Raw genomic sequence first — 19,990 nt, 5'->3', positions numbered from 1 at the left:
CCTTGCCGATGGCATGCGGATGTGCCTTCCGTCACACCTGATGCATCAACTACCGGGCCACCCAGGTGGCCGATGCAGGCCATGGCGCACCACGATGCCGATGTCGACCAGGGTCGGCAGGCCCGGCGGTGCGCGGCTGTCGCAGGGCCCCATCTACACTGCCCAGGCCCATCTGATCGGCCAGCGCAGCGCGCAGCATCGCCGGTTCGTCGGGTCCGGATGAGGTTTTGCAATGAAAGAGATCGCATGAGTTTCGAAGTGGAGCGCTGGCAGTTCTGGATCGACCGCGGCGGCACGTTCACCGATATCGTGGCGCGCCGCCCGGACGGCAGCCTGGCCACGGCCAAGCTGCTGAGCGAGAACCCCGAGCAGTACCGCGACGCGGCCGTCGCCGGCATGCGCCGCCTGCTGGGCCTGCCTGCCGATGCGCTGATCCCGGCTGACCGGGTCGAGTGCGTGAAGATGGGCACGACGGTGGCGACCAATGCCTTGCTGGAGCGCAAGGGCGACCCTACCGTGCTGGTGACGACGCGCGGCTTCCGCGACGCGCTGCGCATCGCCTACCAGAACCGGCCACGTCTGTTCGACCGCCACATCGTGCTGCCCGAGCTGCTGTATAGCCACGTGATCGAGGCTGATGAGCGTGTCGCCGCGGATGGCCGTGTCTTGTCAGCGCTCGACCTCGCAGCGCTGCGCCTGCAGCTGCAGCAGGCACTGGCGGGGGGCATCCATGCCTGCGCCATCGTCTTCATGCACGGCTACCGCTACACGGTGCATGAGCAGGCCGCTGCCGCGCTGGCGCGCGAGCTGGGCTTCACGCAAGTCTCGGTCTCGCACGAAGTCAGCCCCCTGTGGAAGTTCGTCTCGCGCGGCGACACCACGGTGGTGGACGCCTATCTGTCGCCGATCCTGCGCCGCTATGTCGAGCAGGTGGCGCGCGAGATGCCGGGCGTGCCGCTGTACTTCATGCAGAGCTCGGGCGGCCTGACGCGGGCTGAGCAATTCCAGGGCAAGGACGCCATCCTGTCTGGGCCGGCCGGCGGCATCGTCGGCATGGTCCGCACGGCGGAATCGGGCGGCCATTCGCGCCTGATCGGCTTCGACATGGGCGGCACTTCCACCGATGTGTCGCATTACGCCGGTGAGTTCGAACGGGCGTTCGAGACCCAGGTGGCTGGCGTGCGCATGCGCGCGCCGATGATGAGCATCCACACGGTGGCCGCCGGTGGCGGCTCCATCCTCAGCTTCGATGGCGCGCGATTGCGCGTCGGGCCGGAGTCGGCGGGCGCCAATCCCGGCCCGGCCTGCTACCGACGTGGCGGGCCGCTGACCACGACGGACGCCAATGTGATGCTGGGCAAGATCCAGCCCGGCTTCTTTCCGCAGGTGTTCGGCCCGCAGGGTGATCAGCCGCTAGACGAGCAGGTCGTGCGCGAGCGTTTTGCGCGCATGGCCGACGAGGTGGGTGCCAAGACGGGCCGCGCGCTGACGCCTGAAGCCTTGGCCCAGGGCTTTGTGCAGATCGCGGTGGCGAATATGGCCAATGCGGTGAAGAAGATCTCGGTGGCGCGCGGCTATGACGTCACCCGCTACACGCTGCAGTGTTTCGGCGGTGCTGGCGGCCAGCACGCCTGCCTGGTGGCGGATGCACTGGGCATCAGCCGGGTCTTCGTGCACCCGCTGGCTGGCGTGCTGTCGGCCTATGGAATGGGGCTGGCCGACCAGATCGCGATGCGCGAAGCCGCGCTGGAGCGCGCGCTGGACGAGGCGGGCCTGGCGCAAGCGCAAGCGCTGCTGGCGCGCATCGGCGACGAGGCGCAGCAGGAGATCGTGCAGCAGGGCTTTGCGGCGGAGCAAGTGCGGCTGCTGCCGCGCCTGCAGCTGCGCTATGAAGGCACCGATACCGCCCTGTCAGTGCCGCTTGGCTCGATCAGCGAGGTCCAGGCCGGTTTCGACGCGGCCTACCGCCAGCGCTTCGCTTTCCTGATGCCGGGCCGTCGGCTGCTGATCGAATCGGTCTCGGTCGAGGCCGTTGGGCCTGGCGAGGCGCTGGCTGAGCGTGAACTGGCCGTAGACGACCACGACGCGGCCCCCCATGCGCAGCTGCGCATCTATGGCGACGAGGGCTGGCAGCAGGCGAGCCTGTTCCGCCGCGAAGACCTGCAACCTGGTGCGCGCATCGCCGGCCCGGCCATCATTGCCGAGCGCAATGCCACCACCGTGGTGGAAGCCGGCTGGCAGGCGCGCCTTAGCGGGCGCGATCACCTGGAGTTGCAGCGCGTGCAGCCGCGCCGCGCCGCCAAGGCCCTGGGCACCTCGGTCGATCCGGTGATGCTGGAGGTGTTCAACAACCTGTTCATGAACATCGCCGAGCAGATGGGCCTGCGCCTGCAGAACACCGCCTATTCCGTGAACATCAAGGAGCGCCTGGATTTCTCCTGTGCGCTGTTCGATGCGCAGGGTCAGCTGATCGCCAATGCGCCGCACATGCCGGTGCACCTGGGCTCGATGAGCGAGTCGATCAAGACCGTGATCGCGCGCAATCCGCAGATGCAGCCGGGCGACGTCTATGTGTTGAACGACCCCTACCACGGCGGTACGCACCTGCCGGACGTGACCGTTGTCACCCCAGTCTGGAGCGCCGACGAGGGCGAGGTGCTGTTCTATGTGGCCTCGCGCGGCCACCACGCCGACATCGGTGGCATCAGCCCCGGCTCGATGCCGCCGTTCTCACGCAGCATCGAAGAAGAAGGCGTGCTGCTGGACAACGTCAAGCTGGTCGAGGAGGGCCGCCTGCGCGAAGCCGAGCTGACCGAGTTGCTTTCCAGCGGCCGCTGGCCCTCGCGCAATCCGGCGCAGAACATCGCCGACCTGCGCGCGCAGATCGCCGCCAATGAGAAAGGCGTGCAGGAGCTGCATGCGATGGTGGCGCAGTTCGGGCTGGACACCGTGCAGGCCTATATGCGACATGTGCAGGACAACGCCGAGGAAAGCGTGCGCATGGCCATCGCCAAGCTCGATGCCCGGTTGGCCGAAGGCGGGCGCTTTGAGCTGGCGCTGGACAATGGCGCCTGCATCCGCGTCGCGGTGACCATTGACCGCCAGCAGCGCAGCGCCACAGTGGACTTCAGCGGCAGCTCGGCGGAGCAGCTGGACAGCAATTTCAACGCGCCCAAGGCCGTCACCATGGCCGCGGTGCTGTATGTGTTCCGCACCCTGGTGGACGACGAGATCCCGCTCAATGCTGGCTGCCTGAAGCCGATCGAGGTGATCGTGCCCGAGGGCTCGATGCTGAACCCGCGCCCGCCGGCTGCGGTGGTGGCGGGCAATGTGGAGGTGTCGAGCTGCGTCACCAATGCGATCTACGGCGCTTTGGGCGTGCTGGCGGCCAGCCAGTGCACGATGAACAACTTCACCTTCGGCAATGCGCGCTACCAGTACTACGAGACCATCTCGGGCGGCTCCGGGGCCGGGCCAGGCTTTGCTGGTGCCAGCGTGGTGCAGACCCATATGACCAACTCACGGCTGACTGACCCGGAGGTGCTGGAGATGCGCTTCCCGGTGCTGCTGGAAAGCTACGCGATCCGACAGGGTTCGGGCGGCGCTGGGCGCTGGCACGGTGGCGATGGCGGCGTGCGCCGCGTGCGCTTCCTGGAACCTATGCAGGCGGCCATCCTCAGCAACGGGCGGCAGAGCGGCGCCTTCGGCCTGGCCGGTGGCGCGGCCGGTGCGCCGGGGCTCAACCGGGTTGAGCGCGCCGATGGTGGCATAGAGCCGCTGGGCCATATCGGCCAGGTCGAGATGGCCGCGGGCGATGTGTTCGTGATCGAGACGCCGGGCGGCGGTGGCTATGGAGAGGCGCAGGCATGACGCAGACGATTCTGTTGACGGGCTTCGAACCCTTTGGCGGCGAGGCAATCAATCCGTCCTGGGAAATTGCACGCGCCTTGCATGGCGAAGTGATCGCCGGTGCGCGGGTGCATGCGGTGCAACTGCCCTGCGTGTTTGGCCAAGCGCTTGTAGCCTTGCGCGCGGCCCTTCGTGAGACCAGTCCTGGCCTGGTGCTGGCACTTGGGCAGGCGGGCGGGCGCTGTGATCTGTCGATCGAGCGGGTGGCGATCAATGTGGACGACGCCCGCATCGCCGACAACGCCGGAGCCCAGCCTGTCGACCTGGCGGTGGTTCCGGACGGGCCGGCGGCCTATTTCTCAACGCTGCCGATCAAGGCTATGGTGGCGGGCTTGCGCGCCGAAGGCCTGCCGGCCTCGGTCTCGCAGACGGCCGGCACCTTTGTCTGCAACCATGTCTTCTACGGCCTGCAGCACCAGCTGGCCGGCAGCGGCGTGCGCAGTGGCTTCATGCACATCCCCTACCTGCCCGCGCAGGCCGCACGTCTGCCAGGGCAGCCCAGCCTGCCGCTGGCGACCCTGGTGCAGGGCACCCGGCTGGCGCTTGAGCTGGCCTGGCAGACCGAGATTGATCTGCGCCTCGCCGGCGGCGAGATTTCCTAGTCGGTCTCCGAGTAGCGCCGCCAGCGCTCGCTGGCCCTGCGCATCAGCGCCACCTGGTCGACGAAGCGTGGGCAGGCCTTGCAGGCCACCATGTGCAATCGCACGGCGAGGCGTTCATGCCAAGGCAGGGCCTGCTCTTCAGCCTGAAGCACGAGGCGGGTAACTTCCTTGCAGTTGCGGCGTAGCTTGATCGTCATGGCGTAGAGCTTCCGATCGGCGCAGGCGCGCCTGAGAACCAGTTCAGCTGCAAGCATTCGCGCAGACGCAAGCGGGCACGGTGCAGCATGACCCATAAGTTGGTCGGGCTGATGGCCAGAACCTTACAGATCTCTTCGGTATCCAACTCCAGCCATTCGCGCATCATGAACAGCCGGCCCTGCTGGCCGGGCAGGTGATCCACACAGGCCTCAAGCACCTTCATGAATTCGAGCTGCCGCAACGCCTGCTCGGGGTCCCCCCAGTCCTGCGGCACCTCGCGCCAATGGCCGTCGGGCTTGAACAGCAACTCGTCCAGATCAACACCGTCGTCGTCGCTGGCGCTGCTGCTGATCTCGCGGCTGTTGCGGCGGATCTGGTCGATCAGCTTGTGCTTGAGGATGCCGATCAGCCAGGTCTTGAGCTGGGACTGGCCGGCAAAGGCCTGCGGCTTTTCCAGCGCGGCCAGCAGGGTCTCGGAGACCGCATCCTCCGCCCAGGCCGGATTGCGCAGCTGCAAGCGCGCGTACTTCAGCAGCTGCGGACGCAGCGATTGCAAGGCTTGGGCGTAGTCGCTCATTCGATGGTTTCTGGAGGTGGCGGACATCCCGCAAAAATCTTTCAGGGGCAGTGTAAGGACTGGCGCCGCAGCTGCGACAGACCCCCTGTCGAACGCTTGATGCGCCGGCGCCGCGCTGGATCAACTGCTGCGGCAATTCTTGAACCCCAATGGAGAAACCTCGATGAACACCTCGCAAATCATCTCTTCCGCTCTGGCTGCTGCGCTGTCCATGGGCGTGGTCGGGCAAGCCGTGGCACAGGACAAGGCCGCCAAGGAAAAGTGCTATGGCGTGGCTAAGGCCGGACAGAACGACTGTGCCAACCTGAGCGGCAGCCACTCCTGCGCGGGTCAGTCCAAGGCGGACAACGCCATCGACGAGTGGAAGTACGTGGCCAAGGGCAGCTGCAAGAGCATGGGCGGCAAGTCGGCGGACGAAGCCAAGATGATGATGAAGGACAAGAAGTAAGCCCATCGCAGACCGGAACAGGCAGGAAGACAGCGATGCACCCTCGAACACACGCACAGCCGGGCTCAGTGGGTATAGGCTGGCGCCAGCCACATTACGAAGCACTGCGCGAGCAGCGCCCGGCGCTGGCCTTCTTGGAGGTGCATTCGGAGAACTTCTTCGCCAAAGGCGGCGCGGCCCTGCAGGTGCTTCAGGGCGCGCGCGCCGACTATCCGATCAGCCTGCACGGTGTCGGGCTCTCGCTGGGCTCAGCGGTGGGCATCGACCTCTGGCATCTGGAACAGTTGGCGACACTTGTGGAGCGCATCGAGCCGATGCAGGTGTCCGACCATGCCAGCTTCGCCCGCTTGCCGGATCTGCATGCGAACGATCTGCTGCCGGTGGCCTTCACGCTGGACAGTCTGGGCGTGATGGCGGCCAATGTGCAGCAGGTGCAGGAGCGGCTGCGCCGGCCGATGCTGGTGGAGAACCTGAGCGCCTACCTGGGATTCGCCGATGCGGATCTGTCAGAGCCGGAGTTCTTCAATGCGCTTACCCGCAGCACCGGCTGCGGCCTGCTGCTGGATGTGAACAATCTGGTGGTCAATGCGCTGAATGCGGGATGTGACGATGCGGCAGCGGTGCGCCAGGCCTGTGCTTGGATCGATGCCATCCGCCCGGGCACGGTGGGTGAGATCCATCTCGCCGGCCATGCGCGCCTCCAGCATCTGGTGATCGATGACCATGGCAGCCGGGTCTGCCAGTCCGTATGGCAGGTCTATCGCCACGCGCTGCGCCGCTTCGGCGCGGTGCCCAGCCTGATCGAATGGGATACCGATGTGCCCGAGCTGTCGGTGCTGCTCGATGAGGCGGCCTTGGCAGCGGATTGCATGGCCGAGCAGCACAGCCCGCAGGAGGCACTGGCATGAGCGCCGCTGAGTTGCAGCGTCAGCAGGCGCTGGTGCTGGCCATCCTCGGTGCAGGTGCGGGCGGCCCGGCGTCCGTGCCAGGGCTGCAGCCTCTGTCTCGGGACGCGGGCGACGCGAGCCAGGGCCTCCAAACCTACCAAACCAATGCCAAGGCCTTGGCGAGGCGCAGCCTCTCGGCCGCCTATCCTCGCCTGTTGAAGGCTCTGGGCGAGCCGCAGTTCGCCGCGATGGCGTGGCGCTGCTGGCAGGACAGGCCGCCGCAGCTCGGTGAGATCGGCATGTGGGCCGACCAGTTGCCTGCGTTCCTGGCCGTGCAACAGGACTTTCCGGCGCTGTGGCTGGACTGCGCGCGGCTGGAGGCAGCGGCCGGCGAGGCTGAACGTGCGGTGGATGTGGCGCTTGAGGCCAGCTCGCTGCAGCTGCTCGGCGACACGAGGTCGGATGCGCTGCGGATCGAGTTGCGGCCAGGTTTGGCGCTGCTGTCGGTCTGTGTCGGCGCGGCGCGGCTGTGGCCGCTGACTGAGCTGTGCGCCGCGGACGAGGATCAGCCCGTCTGTGCGCTGCTGTGGCGCAAGGGCTGGCGGGCCGAACTGCTGCTCTTGCCTCGTGGGGACGAGGCCTTCACTCGGGCGCTGCTGCAGGGCAAGTGCCTGGCACAGGCGCTCCAGTCTGCGCTGGCGGCAGAAGCTGGATTCGACTTTTCCAAGTGGCTGCAACAGGCCTTGCTGCAAGGCTGGCTGTGGCGGGTGGTGCAAACACCAGAGGATTCAAGATGAGAGCGTTTCTATCGGGCCTGCGCGATGCGGCCATGGATGCGGGCGCCGCTGGCGGCGGTGCCTTCTGGCCTGCACCTGCGCGCGCGCCCTTGCTACTGCTGCAAGCGGCGGCCTTGCTGGCCTTGCGTTGGCATGTAGCCGCGGTGTTCTTCCGTTCCGGCCTGACCAAGCTGGAGGACTGGGAGACGACGCTGCTGCTGTTCGAGAACGAGTACCAGGTGCCTGTGCTGTCGCCCGTGCTGGCGGCCTGGATGGGGACCGGCGGTGAGTTGCTGCTGCCCGTGCTGCTGGTGCTGGGACTGGGCACGCGCGTCGCGGCTCTAGGCTTGAGCGTCGTGAACATCATGGCGGTGCTGAGTCTGGCCGAGATCTCGCCGCTGGCCCTGGCCGGTCATCAGCTGTGGGGCCTGCTGCTGTTGGCGCCCCTGTTGTGGGGTGCCGGGCTGTTCTCGCTGGACGCCGCGCTGGCTCGCTGGCGCGCTCGCGGCACGACCTGAAACCGGCCGGCGCGAGGCGCTCTACTCGCGCGGCTGGAAGGCCAGCACCATCACCGACGGCACGCGGCCGTCGGTGTCACGCGGCAGCGTTTCGGTCTTTGCGATTGCACGCAGCACGGCCTTGTCCCACTCGACGTTGCCGCTGGGCTTGACCAGACGCCAGTCTGCGATGGTGCCATCCGGCAAGACGCGCACTTCAACCTCGGCCAAGGGATTGCCTGGGCCGCTGTCGGTGTAGATGATGTTGGGCCGCACGCGCGCCTTGATCCGTCCGGCGTAGCTGGACGAAGGCCCGGCGCTCTGCAGTGCCGTGCCGGTGGCATTGGGGGCGCCGCTGGCGCCGGCCATGCCCTGGATGCGTCGCAGGTTTTCCTGGCGCTGCGCTTCGCGTTTGGCATCGGCCTGGGCTTCGGCTTTCTTGGCTGCCGCCTCGGCCTTGGCTTTTTCCGCCTTTTCCGTCTTCTCTTTCTCGGCCCTGTCCTTCTTGGCCTTGTCCTCGCGCGCCTTGGCTTCCTTCAGCGCCTCTTCCTTCTTCTTCAGTTCCTCGCGGCGCTTGGCTTCCTGCTCGGCCAGGCGCTTGCGCTCCAGTTCAGCGTCCTCGCGCTGCTTCATGAGCTTCTTTTCGCGCTCCTTGGCCAGTGCGATCTCGGCCTCGCGCTCGACTTGCGGATCGGGCTCGGGCTGCGCTTGCGGTTTGGGCTGGGGCTTGGCCGGCTCGGCCTCCTCGGGCGGCGGCGGTGGCGGCTCCTGCTCACGCGGCGCAGCCGCCACGGGCACGCTGGCCCACAACTCGGCCTCGAAGGCCGGCGGCGTGTGAGTGCGCCAGGCCACGCCGGCGCTCAGTCCCAGCACCAACAGCGCGTGCGCAGCCAGTGCGAAGACAAAGCCGCGGCCCATGCCTTCGGTCTGCGGCGGGCGCAGCGAGAACGCAAGGCGGGCGAGGTTGGGGCTGCTGCTGCTCATCGATGCCAAATGCGCGGCCTTCAGTTGACTGCGCCCTGGCGCACGGCCAGGCCAACACGCTGGATGCCGGCGCTCTGCAACACGTCCATCACCTTGATCACGGCCTCGTATTTGACGGATTTGTCCGCCGAAATCACGACCGGGCTGTTGTCCTTGCCGGCCTGGGCTTGCTTGACGCGCTCGGCCAGCGCGCTCAGCTGCACCGCTTCCGGCTCAGCCTTGTCGAGCTTGAGCTTGAGCTTCTCGTCGGCCGCCACCATCACGTGGATCACCTGCTCGGGCTGCTGCCGGCTCTTGCCCACGCTGGGCAGGTCGACGACGCCTGTGGTGATCAGCGGTGCGCTGACCATGAAGATGATCAGCAGCACCAGCATCACGTCGATGAAGGGCACCATATTGATCTCGTTGATGGTGCGGCGGCGACTGCCGCCGCGAGGCGAAATGGCAGCCATCTCAGTCGGCCCCTTGATGGCCGGACCCCGAGCCCGCGTTGCGCTGCAGGATGTTGGAGAACTCTTCGATGAAGGTCTCCATCGTGATGGCGCTGCGGTCGATCTGGCGCGCGAATCGGTTGTAGGCCAGCACGGCGGGGATGGCGGCAAACAGGCCGATGGCGGTGGCCACCAGCGCTTCGGCGATGCCGGGCGCCACGGTGGCCAGCGTGACCTGCTGCAGATTGGACAGGCCGACGAAGGCGTGCATGATGCCCCAGATGGTGCCGAATAGGCCCACATAGGGCGAGACCGAACCCACCGAGGCGAGGAAGGACAGGTGGCTCTCCATTGCATCGAGTTCGCGCTGGAAGCTGGCCCGCATCGCGCGGCGTGCGCCGTCCAGCAGCGCGCCGGATTCACTGACGCGGCGCTCACGCAGCTTCAGGAACTCGCGCATGCCGGCCGCGAAGATTCGCTCCAGCGGCGCACCATCGAGTCTGCCGTTGACGCTGGAGAACAGGTCGTTGAGATTCTTGCCGGACCAGAACTCGGCTTCGAAGGCCTCGTTGCCCGCCTTGATGCGGCCGAGCGCGAAGAACTTGCTGAAGATCACGCTCCAGCTGGCCAGCGACATCAGCAGCAGCAGGGCCATCACGAGTTGCACCGCCAGGCTGGCGTGCATGATCAGGGTGACGATGGACAGGTCTTGATTCATGGGGTCAGGTCTTGCGCAAGGCTTGCGGGAGTCTTGTCGAGGGCTTGCAGTATGGCTGCCGGAATGCGGCAGGGCTTGAAGTCGGCGGCGCCCACACAGCCGATGCGGATTTCGCCTTCGGCAAGCAGTTGGCCGGAGCGCCAGGCCTGCTGGCGGATCAGCATGCTGGCACGGCCGCGCTCGCGCAGCTCGACGCTGACGTCCAGCCAGTCATCGAGGCGTGCCGGTGCCAGGTAGCGCAGCGCGGTCTCGCTGACGACGAACATGGCGCCGGCGTCCAGGCGCAGGCGCTCCTGCTCGAAGCCGAGCTGGCGTAGCCACTCGGTGCGGGCTCGCTCGAAGAACTTCAGGTAGTTTGCATAGAACACGACGCCGCCTGCGTCTGTGTCCTCCCAGTAGACGCGCAAGCCATGGCTGAACAGCGGGGCGCTCATGCCTGGGGCTGCAGCGCCTGGCTGAGGCGGGCCACGGCTTCCATCAGGTCGTCCATGCTGCTGGCGAAGGACAGTCGCACCCAGCGCTCGGCGCCATGCCGGCCAAAGTCACGGCCCGGGGTCAGCGCGACATGCGCGCGGCGCATCATGTTGAAACAGAAGTCCCAGCTGTCGCTGGCGAAGGCGCTGCAATCCATCCACACGTAGAAGGCGCCGTCGGGCTGGACAGGCACTTTGAAGCCCAGCGACTCGAGCGCCGGCACGATGGCATCCCGGCGCGCGCGGAACTCGGCGCGGCGGCGCTCGAACTCGGCAATCGTCTCAGGCTCGAAGCAGGCCAGCGCGGCATGCTGGGCGATGCTGGACGGGCAGATGTAGAGATTCTGCGCCAGGCGTTCCAGAGGGCCCACCAAGTCGGGCGGCAGTACCAGCCAGCCCAGGCGCCAACCTGTCATGCCGAAGTACTTGGAAAAGCTGTTGACGCTGATGACATCGTCACCATAGGCCAGCGCGCTTTGGGCAAAGCGCTCGTCGTAGCTGAGCCCCAGGTAGATCTCGTCGACCAGGGTCACGCCGCCGCGCTGGCGCACGGCCGCCACGATGGCAGCCATTTCTTCAGGCGCGATCGAGGTGCCGGTGGGATTGCTCGGCGAGGCCAGCAGCACGCCGCGCGTCTGCGGCGTCCATGCGGCTTGGACCTGCGCGCAACTCAGCTGGAATCGCTGCTCGGGTCCGCAGTTCAGTAGCACCGGCTGCGCATCGGTGGCAGCGACGAAGTGCCGATTGCAGGGGTAGCAGGGGTCGGGCATCAGCACCTGGTCGCCTTGCTCGAACAAAGCCAGGCAGGCCAGCTGCAGCCCGGCAGAGGCGCCGGCGGTGATCATGATGCGCTGGGCTGGGATCTCCAGACCGAAGCGCTCGCGATACCAGTGGCTGATTTGCTCGCGCAGTTCCGGCAGGCCTTGTGCCGGCGTGTACTGTGTGTGGCCGGCCTTGATGCAGGCTGTGGCAGCCTGCTGCACGCGTTCGGGCGCGGTGAAGTCCGGCTCGCCGATGTTCAGATAGATCATGCGCCGGCCACCCAGGGCCGGGTCGCAAGCAGGGCTGCGGGCGATCTCCCGCGCAGCCTTGGCGCACTCCATCACGTAGAAAGGCTCGATGTGATCGAGCCGCCCGGCCAGTTTCATCGACGCTGTGCTGCTGGGGCCCACAAGGTTCAACGGGCGCCGCCGCGCGCCGCCTGGACTTCCAGCGGGCGCAGATCGATGGCGGCACGGTCGAGCACGCCATTGACGTACTTGTGCCCATCGGTGCCGCCGAATGACTTGGCCAGTTCGACCGCTTCGTTGATCGCGACCTTGTAGGGCACGTCCATGCAGTGCTTCAGCTCGTAGGCGCCGATCATCAGCACGGCATGCTCGATGGGCGACAGCTCGGTGGTCTTGCGGTCCACATGGCGGGCCAGCACGGCGTCCAGATCGGCTGCCTCCAGCACGCAGCCGTGCAGCAGAGCGTCGAAGTGGGCGGCGTCAGCCTTGCCGAAGCCGTCCTGCTCGCGCATGTGGGCGTCGATCACGCCGATGTCCTCGCCGGAGACTAGCCATTGGTAGAGGCCTTGCAGGGCCGACTCGCGGGAGCGGCGGCGGGCGGACTTGGCCGGCGCGCGCTTGACGGCCGGTTTGCTTGCGGGCTTCGAGGTATTGGGCATGGTGTTCAGCGCAGGCTTTCCAGCAGATTGGCCATCTCTACCGCCACGCGGGCGGCATCGCGGCCTTTTTCCTCGACGCGAGCCCAGGCCTGGGCTTCGTTCTCGACGGTCAGAATGGCGTTGGCAATCGGCAGCTGGGTGTCGAGCGAGATGCGCGTGACGCCGGCGCCGCTCTCATTGGCCACCAACTCGAAGTGGTAGGTCTCGCCGCGGATGATGCAGCCCAGCGCGATCAGCGCGTCGTAATCATCGCTCTCGGCCATGGCCGACAGCAGCACCGGGATCTCCAGCGCGCCCGGCACGGTCAGGTGCGTGATCTGTGTCTTGGCGACGCCCAGCGCCGCTAGCTCGGCCAGGCAGTGCTCAGCCAGCTTGCCGGTGATGGCGTCGTTGAAGCGTGCCTGCACGATGCCAACGCGCAGGTTCTGCCCGTTCAGCGCTGTGGCCTGGCCCTTGTCAGCTGCTTGCATGTCTTGCTTGCTTTCTTGTTGTTGTTGTTCGTGGCCGGCCATCAGGCCTTGCGCGGGGCGGCAAAGCCGGTGACTTCGAGCCCGTAACCAGTCATGCTGGGCATGCGGCGCGGGCTGCCCAGCAGCTTCATCTTCTGGATCCCCAGCTCGCGCAGGATCTGTGCACCGACACCATAGGTGCGCAGATCCATGCTGCCGCGCGGCGCGGCTTGCACTGCAGTGCCCAGACGCTCCAGCAAGGCATCGCCCTCTTCACCGCAGTTCAGGAGCACGGCGACACCGCGGCCGGCCGACTGCAGTTCGGCCAGAGCGGCTGGCAGGGGCCAGGAGTGGGGCGTGGGGCCGCTCTCCAGCAGATCCAGCACCGACAGCGGCTCGTGCACACGCACCAGCACTTCGTCCTGCGGCGTCCACTTGCCGCAGGACAAGGCCAGGTGGACGGCCCCTGTGCGATCACGGAAGGCCTGGCAGTCGAACACGCCCTGGGCGGTCTGCAGGCTGCGCCCGGCTACGCGCTGCACCAGCGATTCATTGCGGCTGCGGTATTCAATCAAGTCGGCGATGGTGCCGATCTTCAGCCCGTGTTCCTTGGCGAACTCTTCGAGATCAGGCAGACGGGCCATGGTGCCGTCGTCCTTCATGATCTCGCAGATCACCGCGGCGGGCGTGAGGCCTGCCATGCGCGCGAAGTCACAGCCGGCTTCGGTATGGCCGGCGCGCATCAGCACGCCGCCGTCCTGCGCCTGCAAGGGGAAGATGTGGCCGGGCTGGACCAGGTCTTCGGCACGTGCATTGCGGGCCACGGCGGCCTGCACGGTGCGGGAACGGTCGGCGGCCGAAATGCCGGTCGTGACGCCGGTGGCGGCTTCGATGGAGACCGTGAAGGCCGTGCCATGCTTGGTGCCGTTGCGGGTGGCCATCGGCGGCAGCTGCAGGGTTTCGCAGCGCTCGCGCGTGAGGGTCAGGCAGATCAGGCCACGGCCATACTTGGCCATGAAGTTGATGGCTTCGGGCGTGACATGCTCGGCCGCCAGCACGAGGTCGCCCTCGTTCTCACGGTCTTCTTCGTCAACCAGGATGACCATGCGGCCGGCCGCCAGCTCGGCCACCAGCTCGGGTACGGGTGAAATAGGCATGGCCGCGATTGTAGGCGGGCAGGGCAGGGGTTTGCCCTGAGCGGGGCTTAAGCGGCCCAGAAATCAGCGCCGTACTTCGGGCGCGCCAGCAGCCGGAGGTCGTCGCCGACCTGCGCCATCTCGCGCCATTGCAGCTCAACGGCTTCGTCCAGGCTGTGCAGCGGCCCAAAGGCGGCGATCTCGCGGCCCAGGCCCAGCAGCTTCGGGGCGAGGTAGATCAGGTATTCGTCCACCAAGCCGGATTTCACCAATGAGCCGTTGAGCTTGTGGCCGGCCTCGACATGCAACTCGTTGATGCCGCGCGCGCCAAGGTCAAGCAACATGGCTTGCAGATCGACCTTGGCGCCAGCGCCGGGCTTGAACACCACTTCAGCCCGGGCCGCCGCCAGTGCGGCTTCCCGCTGCTGATCGGGCTGGGCCGCGTAGATGAGGACCTGTCCTGGCGGCGCGAGCAGGCGTGCATGCACCGGCGTTTCAAGGCGGGAGTCCACCACCACTCGCAAGGGCTGATGCTGTGTCTCGACGAGACGGACATCCAGCCGCGGGTCGTCGTCCCGCACCGTGCCGATGCCGGTCAGTACGGCGCCGGCACGGCGGCGCCAGGCATGGCCATCGCGGCGGGCCGCTTCGGCGGTGATCCACTGGCTTTGCCCATCGGGCAGAGCGGTGCGCCCGTCCAGCGAGGCGGCGGCTTTCAGGCGCACAAATGGGCGGCCGCGCAGCATGCGCGAGAAGAACCCGATATTGAGTTCCCGGGCCAGTTCGGCAAGCAGGCCGTGTTCGGTGGCGATTCCAGCGGCACGCAAGCGGCCCAGGCCTTGGCCAGCGACCTGCGGATTGGGATCGGTCAGCGCGGCCACGACCCGCCCGAGGCCTGCCTGGATGAGTGCGTCGCAGCAGGGCGGCGTGCGGCCATGATGCGAGCAGGGCTCCAAGGTGACGTAGGCCGTGGCACCCTTGACGTCATTCCCCCTTGCCTGTGCATCACGCAAAGCCATCACTTCAGCATGCGCTTCGCCGGCCCGCTGCGTGTGGCCGCTGCCGATCACCTGACCCTGCGGATCGGTGATGACGCAGCCGACCCGCGGGTTGGGGTCGGAAAGACCGACCGCCCGTTCGGCCAGGGCCAGCGCATGGCGCATGGCACTGCTGTCGTCGCTGTGGTGCGTAGGAGGAGTCGTCATTGACCGAAGTCTAGCGGCAGCCGCTGGCCGCTCAGGGCTGGTGCTGGACGGTTGCGCTGTTGAAAAAGGCGCCGGCTGAAGGGTCGACGGTTCGACCCACTGGGCAGCTGTTGCTTGCGGCGATGACAAGAAAGTTCTGTCCGACGAGCGCTCGGCTGACGCCAGCGTACTGCTGTGGGTGTTCGTCGTTCGAGATCCGGCCGTCGCCGTTGTAGTCGGCGCTGTAGCGGCAGACCTTGTAGCCCCCGCCACCCAGGGGGATGTCAGCCACCCGCAGCACGCCGGTCCAGCTGGGTGGTGTGGCGCTGTTGGGGTAGACGGCGCAGAAATAGCGCACGCCGTCGACCTGTGTGTTCACGGGTGAGGCTGGAGCGTCGTCGAAGCATTGGTAGGCTGGGGTCGGATGGGCGTCAGCCGGCACGACGTCCACCGCCATTTCGAGCGGCAGTGCGTTGCTGGACGGGGCTTCCGGATCCGGTGTCGGCCCGGTGGAGAACCGCACATGGCCGCTCAGCAGGTAGGCCGTGATGTTGTTGTCGCAGTGGCTGGCGACATCGGCAGCGCCGATGGATGCAGTGTCGGTATTGACCCCGAATCCGGTGCAGCGGCTGGTGATCATGCCGCTGAGGTTGTTGAAGATCCAGGCCACGCCACCGCTGTTTGGGGGCTTGAAGACACTGCGGCCGTCGCCGAGGTCCTTGGCGTCAAAGGGGATGGTGACAGAGCGACCCAGCGGCCGCCGGGTGGGCTCGCCATCGGCGGGTATCGTCAGTGCGGCACTCAGTCGTGGATCGATCCGGGCCACGAAACTGCGCAGGCGAAGCGTTTGCGTGTCGCCGGCGCGATCGGTCCAGCCGACCCTGACTTCGACGATCTTGTTTACGCCATCAGGCGCATCCTCGACATCTCGACGCACCGTGTACACCGCATTGCGCACGGCATCGCCAGCATCGGCGTTCTGGGCATCGACGATCTGATCGAAGCTGAGCAGCTGCGCGGGTGTATTCACATCCCGGTCCAGCAGTGAGTAGGCGCGCAGGGTTTCGGTCTCTCGCTGCGCCAGGCGCACCGCCTCGCTGAGTTGCTTGGCAAAGTCGGCGCTGCGTCGCATATTGCCTTGCATGCCGATAAGGGCCACCATGCCGAAGGCCATGATGAGCAAGGCCACCAGGGCCTCTAGCAGCGTGACGCCAGCTTGCACGCGTGGCTGCGTGGGCTTTGGGGTGGATGCACGAGCGCGCTTCATTGCGTGTCCGTCCAACTGCTGGGGACGCGGACGAAACTGCCCCGCCGATTGCGCAGTGTGTCGATGACTCCACGCTGGTAGACGAGATCCACCAGACCGGACGCGACGAACTGGCCTTCAGACAGCAGGGCGCCGGTCAAGGTGGCCGGCTGCCCGCTGGCGTTGCTCCAGGCCACGTTGCCGCGCGCATAGAGCAGGCCGTTGATCAACATGGGCCCCTCAATCACCGCCTCTGCGTCGCTGATGATCAGCACGGGATCCGCGGCACTGCCCAGAACGATGTTGCTGCGCAAGTTCATGCGGCCGTCGATCCAGAGCATGCGTGCGCCCTCGGCATACGCAGACTGCAGCGCAGCGCTGCAGTCGTCGGGGCAGGTGAGGCGTCGAACAGCAGGCTGCTCGCGATAGGTGCCAGGTGCCATGCCGAAGAACTTGGCGAACATCTCCATCGGGTTGGCGGTGGCAAGACTGGGGTCGGAGGAGATCAGCGCCGCACGTACGGGAGACCCCGGCAAGGTGGTGGATCGGCCGGTTTGGCCTGTGTAGGCGCCACCGCTCTGCAGCAGCAGGCCTTGTGTTGACGTCTCGGCGTTGTGCAGGCCCAGTCCTGGAGCGCCCAGATCAACGCTGTCCCGAACGGTCAAAGGGCTGGCCGGCGGCACTTTGAGCGCGCTCAGCAAGGCAATATCCACCGTCACGACGGAACGCGCGAGTCCGGCAGCGGCGGCATTCGCCTCCTGCGCTGGCGAGCATTCGCTGAGTGTGGAGGTGCAGGCCGTGACCTGCAGGCGCACGACGCCAGGCCTGTTCACCGATCGCAGCGCCACGCCGAACATCGGCTGAAACTGCGCCGCTGCCGCCACGGCGGGCGAGGAGACAGTACCGTCGTTGCGGCATTGGCAGACCAAGCCCTGGGCGGCAGTGTCGATGCAAGCGGCAATCGGCGTCAGGCGGTTCAGTCGAGGTGTGATCGTGTGATCTGCCCCGATCGACAGGTAGCGATCACGGAAACTTGAGGCCCCGGCACCATCCGCGACACACAGTGCGTCCATGTTGCCGCTGTTGAGCTTGCCGAGCGCCCAGTCGATCCCGGCCTCGGCCGTTTCCAGCGCGATGCCTGAGCGGTAGTAGTTGCTGGCAATGCGCTGCTCGAAGATGAGGTTGCGGTTGGCGTAGGCGGCCATCATCGCCATGATGAGGAACAGCACCATGACAACGACAAGCGTTGCAGCGCCGCGTTGCCGGTGGGTGGCGCGGGCGCTCATGCCGGGCAACTCCCGCTGATGGCATCGTTGCGCACGCGGGTGCTCAGCGTGACGCTGCGAACGACGTTGGCATCGTGCACGGCTTCGCCCACCAGGCGAACGTTGACATGCCGCACCTGCTGAACGAAGGGCGCGCAAACGGCGCCGGCCGGGCAGGGCTTGGGACAGAATTCCTCAAGGGGAATGTCCTGGGTGCTGACCTGAACGTTGAATCCGGTGATGTTCAGCGTGCCGGGGTCGGTCAGCGGTTGCCAGCGTCCTCCCAACAGGAACTGAAGCGTACCGTTGCGCAGGCGGAAGCCGAACTGCTCCCGGTTCGGGTCAACGGCATTGTCTTCAGGGTGACTTGGAAACCTCGCTGTCCGGTTGTCGGCGCGGCTGTAGTCGTAGGTGATGCCGTCGTTTGCAGCCATGGGCTCCACCGCGCCATAGGCGCTGCGCTGGAGCGGCAAACCTTCGGCCCAGACGCCGTTCTCAGGCAAAACCCAGAAGCCGGCGCGACGCATATCACGCAGCAGCATATCGGCCGCTGCGCGCAGGTCCTGTTGCACCTGGGTCTCCAGCACGAGACGCCGATGGTCGGCCAATTGGTTCGTCGCCATCATGACGGCACCGGCGGTGACGATCATGCCCACCGTCAGCCCCACCATCATTTCGACAAGGCTGAAACCGCGCTGGCGCTGGGCGTTCATTCGTTTGGGCATCGCTTGTAGCTCCCGCCCATCGAACCATTGGGGTCGCAGATCAAGACACGCCCCAGGCTGTTCAGACGCGCTTCCAGCTGGTAGCCGCGATTGCCGATGATGGCGACCGACGTGCCCAGGTCATTGCCCAAGGTGGCATGCGGGGGCCAGAAGGTGATGGAAGGCATGCCGCGGGAAGGCACCAAGGTGACGCCGCGTAACGCGGTGACACGAGTCGCCTTCAGGAAAATCTGGTTCGCCGGCGGCGGGGGACATTCGTTGCCGGCCGCGTTCAGGCAGTTGCAGAAGCCGATGGCGCCGAGCACGTGGACGACATAGCAACTGGTCTGGGCGTCGCTGCCGAACAGCAGGCTGACAGGCCGCGATCGAAGCCCGCCTTCCGCCCTGGCGTAGGCGAAGTCAGAGCTCAACTCCGCAGCAACCATCTCGACGCGACGTTTGTTCATCATGTCGGCGAGGGACGGGGCCGCGACAGCGAGCAAAATGCCCAAAACGGCGACAACCGTCAGCAACTCGACCAGGGTCAGACCCGATGAAGCCGCACGTTTCATTCTGACCAGCATCCCGGCTGAGTGGATTCATAGGTCACGCGCCCGCCTTGCAGCCTGACCGCCATGCGGGTGCACTTGCTGTCTGCGGCTTGTGCACGACCAGTGACGGCGTTCGCGCTCACGGTGTAGCCTGTGCTGCTGACGCCAGACAGTTCGAGTGCGTAGTACTCCTTGGGCGAAGCTGTCGACGTGAATCCGAGGGTGACCAGTTGGTCGGCATAGCTTGGGTTATTGGCACGGAAGCGTTCTTGCGCTTGCTGCACGGCAGAAAGCGCTGCGACGGCGTCACTGCGACGCCCCTTGCGGACCTGCTCCAGATAGACCGGCAATGCGACCGCTGCGAGGATGGCGGCGATCGCAACGACGATCAGAAGCTCAACAAGGGTAAACCCGCAAAACCTGCGAGCGCGAGCCGTCTTGCCGTCTGCAAATGCTGGACTGGAAGCCATGGCGGGATTATCAGGAGGGGAGGCTTCGTGATGGATGTCACGGTCTGCCGCTCATCCTAAAGCCGCGACCGTCTGTCACATGCTCCGCTTTTACCCGGGGTCAGGCCTGGCAGGAGGGAAGACCGGCGATGCAGCCACGCAGCGCACAGCTACGTGCTCGGCCCGTAATGCTGACGATGTGGCGAATGCCGACACCGTCGCCAATCCGCACATCGATGCTTCATGTGTTCATGACCGAGCTTTGGTGCGCCTGAAAGCCGAGGCTGGAAACACCGGCACGGATGGCTATCGAGCGGGCGCCGGGTAGGCATTACGTCTTCAGTGCGGTGCCTGCTTCGGTGCAGACGGTTGCACCGTTCTTGTCGCATCGGCAGATGCCAGGCGCGCCGGCGTGGAGGACGTAGCAGCTAACTGTTGTGTGAGCGTCGAGTTGGAGCTTCACAGCTTCGACGCCGCTGACGGCTTCGCTGCGCGCTTGCTGCAGGTCCAACATCAGCGTTTGTGCAATGCCATGCAGACGTTGGCGCTGCGCCATGTTCTTCAACGCAGACAGAGCCAAGCTCAGCAGCACCGCCAGGATCAGGCAGTCAATCCAGTTTTCACGACTTTGGCCCCAGCTGTGACGCTTGGTGGGCTGCCTTGTGGCTCAGTTGCTGCACGCTGCCTTGCATCGCCGTCTCAGGTTGTGTTCCGTTCATGATGAACACTAGGGAAGCTCTGCACAAAGCACCGCCGGTTGTGCTCGGTGCCGATTGAAGAGGTTTCGTGACGCCGGTGTCGTCGTCAGCAGCAGGTTTTGGGTGCATTTGCGCATCA

General features: G+C 66.2%; 24 protein-coding genes. 6 read left to right on the top strand and 18 right to left on the bottom strand.

The features are described from left to right. Positions 1 to 246: 246 nt before the first annotated feature. Entirely contained in the window at positions 247 to 3,870 is a 3,624-nt protein-coding gene (locus tag ACIQ67_RS04995; protein WP_397533255.1) for a hydantoinase B/oxoprolinase family protein, read from the top strand. Further along, positions 3,867 to 4,511 carry a pyroglutamyl-peptidase I gene (gene pcp / locus ACIQ67_RS04990; protein ID WP_397533254.1) on the top strand — a complete coding sequence of 215 codons (645 nt, stop codon included), beginning with the start codon at positions 3,867 to 3,869 and terminating at the stop codon, positions 4,509 to 4,511. Before ACIQ67_RS04995 ends, pcp begins: the two co-directional genes overlap by 4 nt. Here pcp and ACIQ67_RS04985 read toward each other — a convergent pair. Beyond that, the gene (locus ACIQ67_RS04985) at positions 4,508 to 4,708 is read right to left on the bottom strand and encodes a zf-HC2 domain-containing protein (protein WP_397533253.1); all 201 of its coding nucleotides are present in this window, start codon (positions 4,706 to 4,708) and stop codon (positions 4,508 to 4,510) included. The two genes, pcp and ACIQ67_RS04985, sit on opposite strands and share 4 nt — an antisense overlap. After that, positions 4,705 to 5,286 (bottom strand): sigma-70 family RNA polymerase sigma factor, encoded by a 582-nt coding sequence (locus tag ACIQ67_RS04980; protein WP_397533252.1) that lies wholly within the window; start codon positions 5,284 to 5,286, stop codon positions 4,705 to 4,707. Before ACIQ67_RS04980 ends, ACIQ67_RS04985 begins: the two co-directional genes overlap by 4 nt. A 163-nt stretch (positions 5,287 to 5,449) precedes the next feature. Here ACIQ67_RS04980 and ACIQ67_RS04975 point away from each other — a divergent pair, with 163 nt between their 5' ends. Genes ACIQ67_RS04975 through ACIQ67_RS04960 form a run of 4 tightly spaced genes read left to right on the top strand, consistent with a single transcriptional unit; the run spans position 5,450 to position 7,915 of the window. Continuing rightward, positions 5,450 to 5,734: a DUF2282 domain-containing protein gene (locus ACIQ67_RS04975; RefSeq protein WP_397533251.1), complete on the top strand. Its 285-nt coding sequence runs from the start codon at positions 5,450 to 5,452 to the stop codon at positions 5,732 to 5,734. A 35-nt stretch (positions 5,735 to 5,769) separates the two neighbouring features. Continuing rightward, a complete protein-coding gene (locus ACIQ67_RS04970) occupies positions 5,770 to 6,642 on the top strand; it encodes a DUF692 domain-containing protein (RefSeq protein WP_397533250.1) in 873 nt (290 codons plus the stop codon). Beyond that, positions 6,639 to 7,418, top strand: coding sequence for a putative DNA-binding domain-containing protein (locus tag ACIQ67_RS04965; RefSeq protein ID WP_397533249.1), 780 nt, complete (start codon positions 6,639 to 6,641; stop codon positions 7,416 to 7,418). The genes ACIQ67_RS04970 and ACIQ67_RS04965 overlap by 4 nt, the downstream gene beginning before the upstream one ends. Further along, positions 7,415 to 7,915 carry a DoxX family membrane protein gene (locus ACIQ67_RS04960; RefSeq protein ID WP_397533248.1) on the top strand — a complete coding sequence of 167 codons (501 nt, stop codon included), beginning with the start codon at positions 7,415 to 7,417 and terminating at the stop codon, positions 7,913 to 7,915. The genes ACIQ67_RS04965 and ACIQ67_RS04960 overlap by 4 nt, the downstream gene beginning before the upstream one ends. A 21-nt stretch (positions 7,916 to 7,936) precedes the next feature. Here the strand turns inward: ACIQ67_RS04960 and tolA are convergent, their stop codons facing one another. The 16 genes from tolA to ACIQ67_RS04880 all read right to left on the bottom strand — a co-directional run. Next, complete coding sequence (gene tolA, locus ACIQ67_RS04955) at positions 7,937 to 8,878, bottom strand: cell envelope integrity protein TolA (protein WP_397533247.1); 942 nt, start codon at positions 8,876 to 8,878, stop codon at positions 7,937 to 7,939. 20 nt (positions 8,879 to 8,898) lie between these two features. Next, on the bottom strand, positions 8,899 to 9,330 hold the full coding sequence (gene tolR, locus ACIQ67_RS04950; RefSeq protein WP_397533246.1) for a protein TolR: 432 nt from the start codon (positions 9,328 to 9,330) through the stop codon (positions 8,899 to 8,901). 1 nt (position 9,331) lies between these two features. Then, positions 9,332 to 10,027, bottom strand: coding sequence for a protein TolQ (gene tolQ / locus ACIQ67_RS04945; RefSeq protein WP_397533245.1), 696 nt, complete (start codon positions 10,025 to 10,027; stop codon positions 9,332 to 9,334). Beyond that, positions 10,024 to 10,461, bottom strand: a complete 438-nt coding sequence (gene ybgC, locus ACIQ67_RS04940) for a tol-pal system-associated acyl-CoA thioesterase (protein ID WP_397533244.1) — start codon at positions 10,459 to 10,461, stop codon at positions 10,024 to 10,026. Before ybgC ends, tolQ begins: the two co-directional genes overlap by 4 nt. Beyond that, the gene (locus ACIQ67_RS04935; protein ID WP_397533243.1) at positions 10,458 to 11,648 is read right to left on the bottom strand and encodes a pyridoxal phosphate-dependent aminotransferase; all 1,191 of its coding nucleotides are present in this window, start codon (positions 11,646 to 11,648) and stop codon (positions 10,458 to 10,460) included. Before ACIQ67_RS04935 ends, ybgC begins: the two co-directional genes overlap by 4 nt. Before the next feature lie 29 nt (positions 11,649 to 11,677). Then, positions 11,678 to 12,169 carry a transcription antitermination factor NusB gene (gene nusB / locus ACIQ67_RS04930; protein WP_397533242.1) on the bottom strand — a complete coding sequence of 164 codons (492 nt, stop codon included), beginning with the start codon at positions 12,167 to 12,169 and terminating at the stop codon, positions 11,678 to 11,680. Between the two features lie 5 nt (positions 12,170 to 12,174). Beyond that, on the bottom strand, positions 12,175 to 12,639 hold the full coding sequence (gene ribH, locus ACIQ67_RS04925; protein ID WP_397533241.1) for a 6,7-dimethyl-8-ribityllumazine synthase: 465 nt from the start codon (positions 12,637 to 12,639) through the stop codon (positions 12,175 to 12,177). 41 nt (positions 12,640 to 12,680) lie between these two features. Further along, entirely contained in the window at positions 12,681 to 13,775 is a 1,095-nt protein-coding gene (ribBA, locus tag ACIQ67_RS04920) for a bifunctional 3,4-dihydroxy-2-butanone-4-phosphate synthase/GTP cyclohydrolase II (RefSeq protein WP_397533240.1), read from the bottom strand. Between the two features lie 47 nt (positions 13,776 to 13,822). Next, positions 13,823 to 14,959 carry a bifunctional diaminohydroxyphosphoribosylaminopyrimidine deaminase/5-amino-6-(5-phosphoribosylamino)uracil reductase RibD gene (gene ribD, locus ACIQ67_RS04915; protein ID WP_397533239.1) on the bottom strand — a complete coding sequence of 379 codons (1,137 nt, stop codon included), beginning with the start codon at positions 14,957 to 14,959 and terminating at the stop codon, positions 13,823 to 13,825. A gap of 31 nt (positions 14,960 to 14,990) precedes the next feature. Then, positions 14,991 to 16,205 (bottom strand): prepilin-type N-terminal cleavage/methylation domain-containing protein, encoded by a 1,215-nt coding sequence (locus tag ACIQ67_RS04910; RefSeq protein WP_397533238.1) that lies wholly within the window; start codon positions 16,203 to 16,205, stop codon positions 14,991 to 14,993. Next, positions 16,202 to 17,470 (bottom strand): PilX N-terminal domain-containing pilus assembly protein, encoded by a 1,269-nt coding sequence (locus tag ACIQ67_RS04905; protein ID WP_397533237.1) that lies wholly within the window; start codon positions 17,468 to 17,470, stop codon positions 16,202 to 16,204. Before ACIQ67_RS04905 ends, ACIQ67_RS04910 begins: the two co-directional genes overlap by 4 nt. Continuing rightward, positions 17,467 to 18,162 (bottom strand): PilW family protein, encoded by a 696-nt coding sequence (locus ACIQ67_RS04900; protein WP_397533290.1) that lies wholly within the window; start codon positions 18,160 to 18,162, stop codon positions 17,467 to 17,469. Before ACIQ67_RS04900 ends, ACIQ67_RS04905 begins: the two co-directional genes overlap by 4 nt. Continuing rightward, complete coding sequence (locus ACIQ67_RS04895) at positions 18,159 to 18,725, bottom strand: Tfp pilus assembly protein FimT/FimU (RefSeq protein ID WP_397533236.1); 567 nt, start codon at positions 18,723 to 18,725, stop codon at positions 18,159 to 18,161. The genes ACIQ67_RS04900 and ACIQ67_RS04895 overlap by 4 nt, the downstream gene beginning before the upstream one ends. Further along, the gene (locus ACIQ67_RS04890; protein WP_397533235.1) at positions 18,722 to 19,174 is read right to left on the bottom strand and encodes a type IV pilin protein; all 453 of its coding nucleotides are present in this window, start codon (positions 19,172 to 19,174) and stop codon (positions 18,722 to 18,724) included. The genes ACIQ67_RS04895 and ACIQ67_RS04890 overlap by 4 nt, the downstream gene beginning before the upstream one ends. A gap of 310 nt (positions 19,175 to 19,484) precedes the next feature. Next, positions 19,485 to 19,709: a Tfp pilus assembly protein FimT/FimU gene (locus ACIQ67_RS04885; protein ID WP_397533234.1), complete on the bottom strand. Its 225-nt coding sequence runs from the start codon at positions 19,707 to 19,709 to the stop codon at positions 19,485 to 19,487. A 64-nt stretch (positions 19,710 to 19,773) separates the two neighbouring features. Next, a partial coding sequence (locus ACIQ67_RS04880) for a hypothetical protein (protein WP_397533233.1) occupies positions 19,774 to 19,990 on the bottom strand: 217 nt, incomplete at its 5' end.

Origin of the sequence: Roseateles sp. (assembly GCF_044373315.1) — a bacterium.
Classification (GTDB): domain Bacteria; phylum Pseudomonadota; class Gammaproteobacteria; order Burkholderiales; family Burkholderiaceae_C; genus JACDQM01.
Note: the sequence above shows the minus strand (reverse complement) of the source record. Positions and strands in the feature narration are given on the sequence as shown.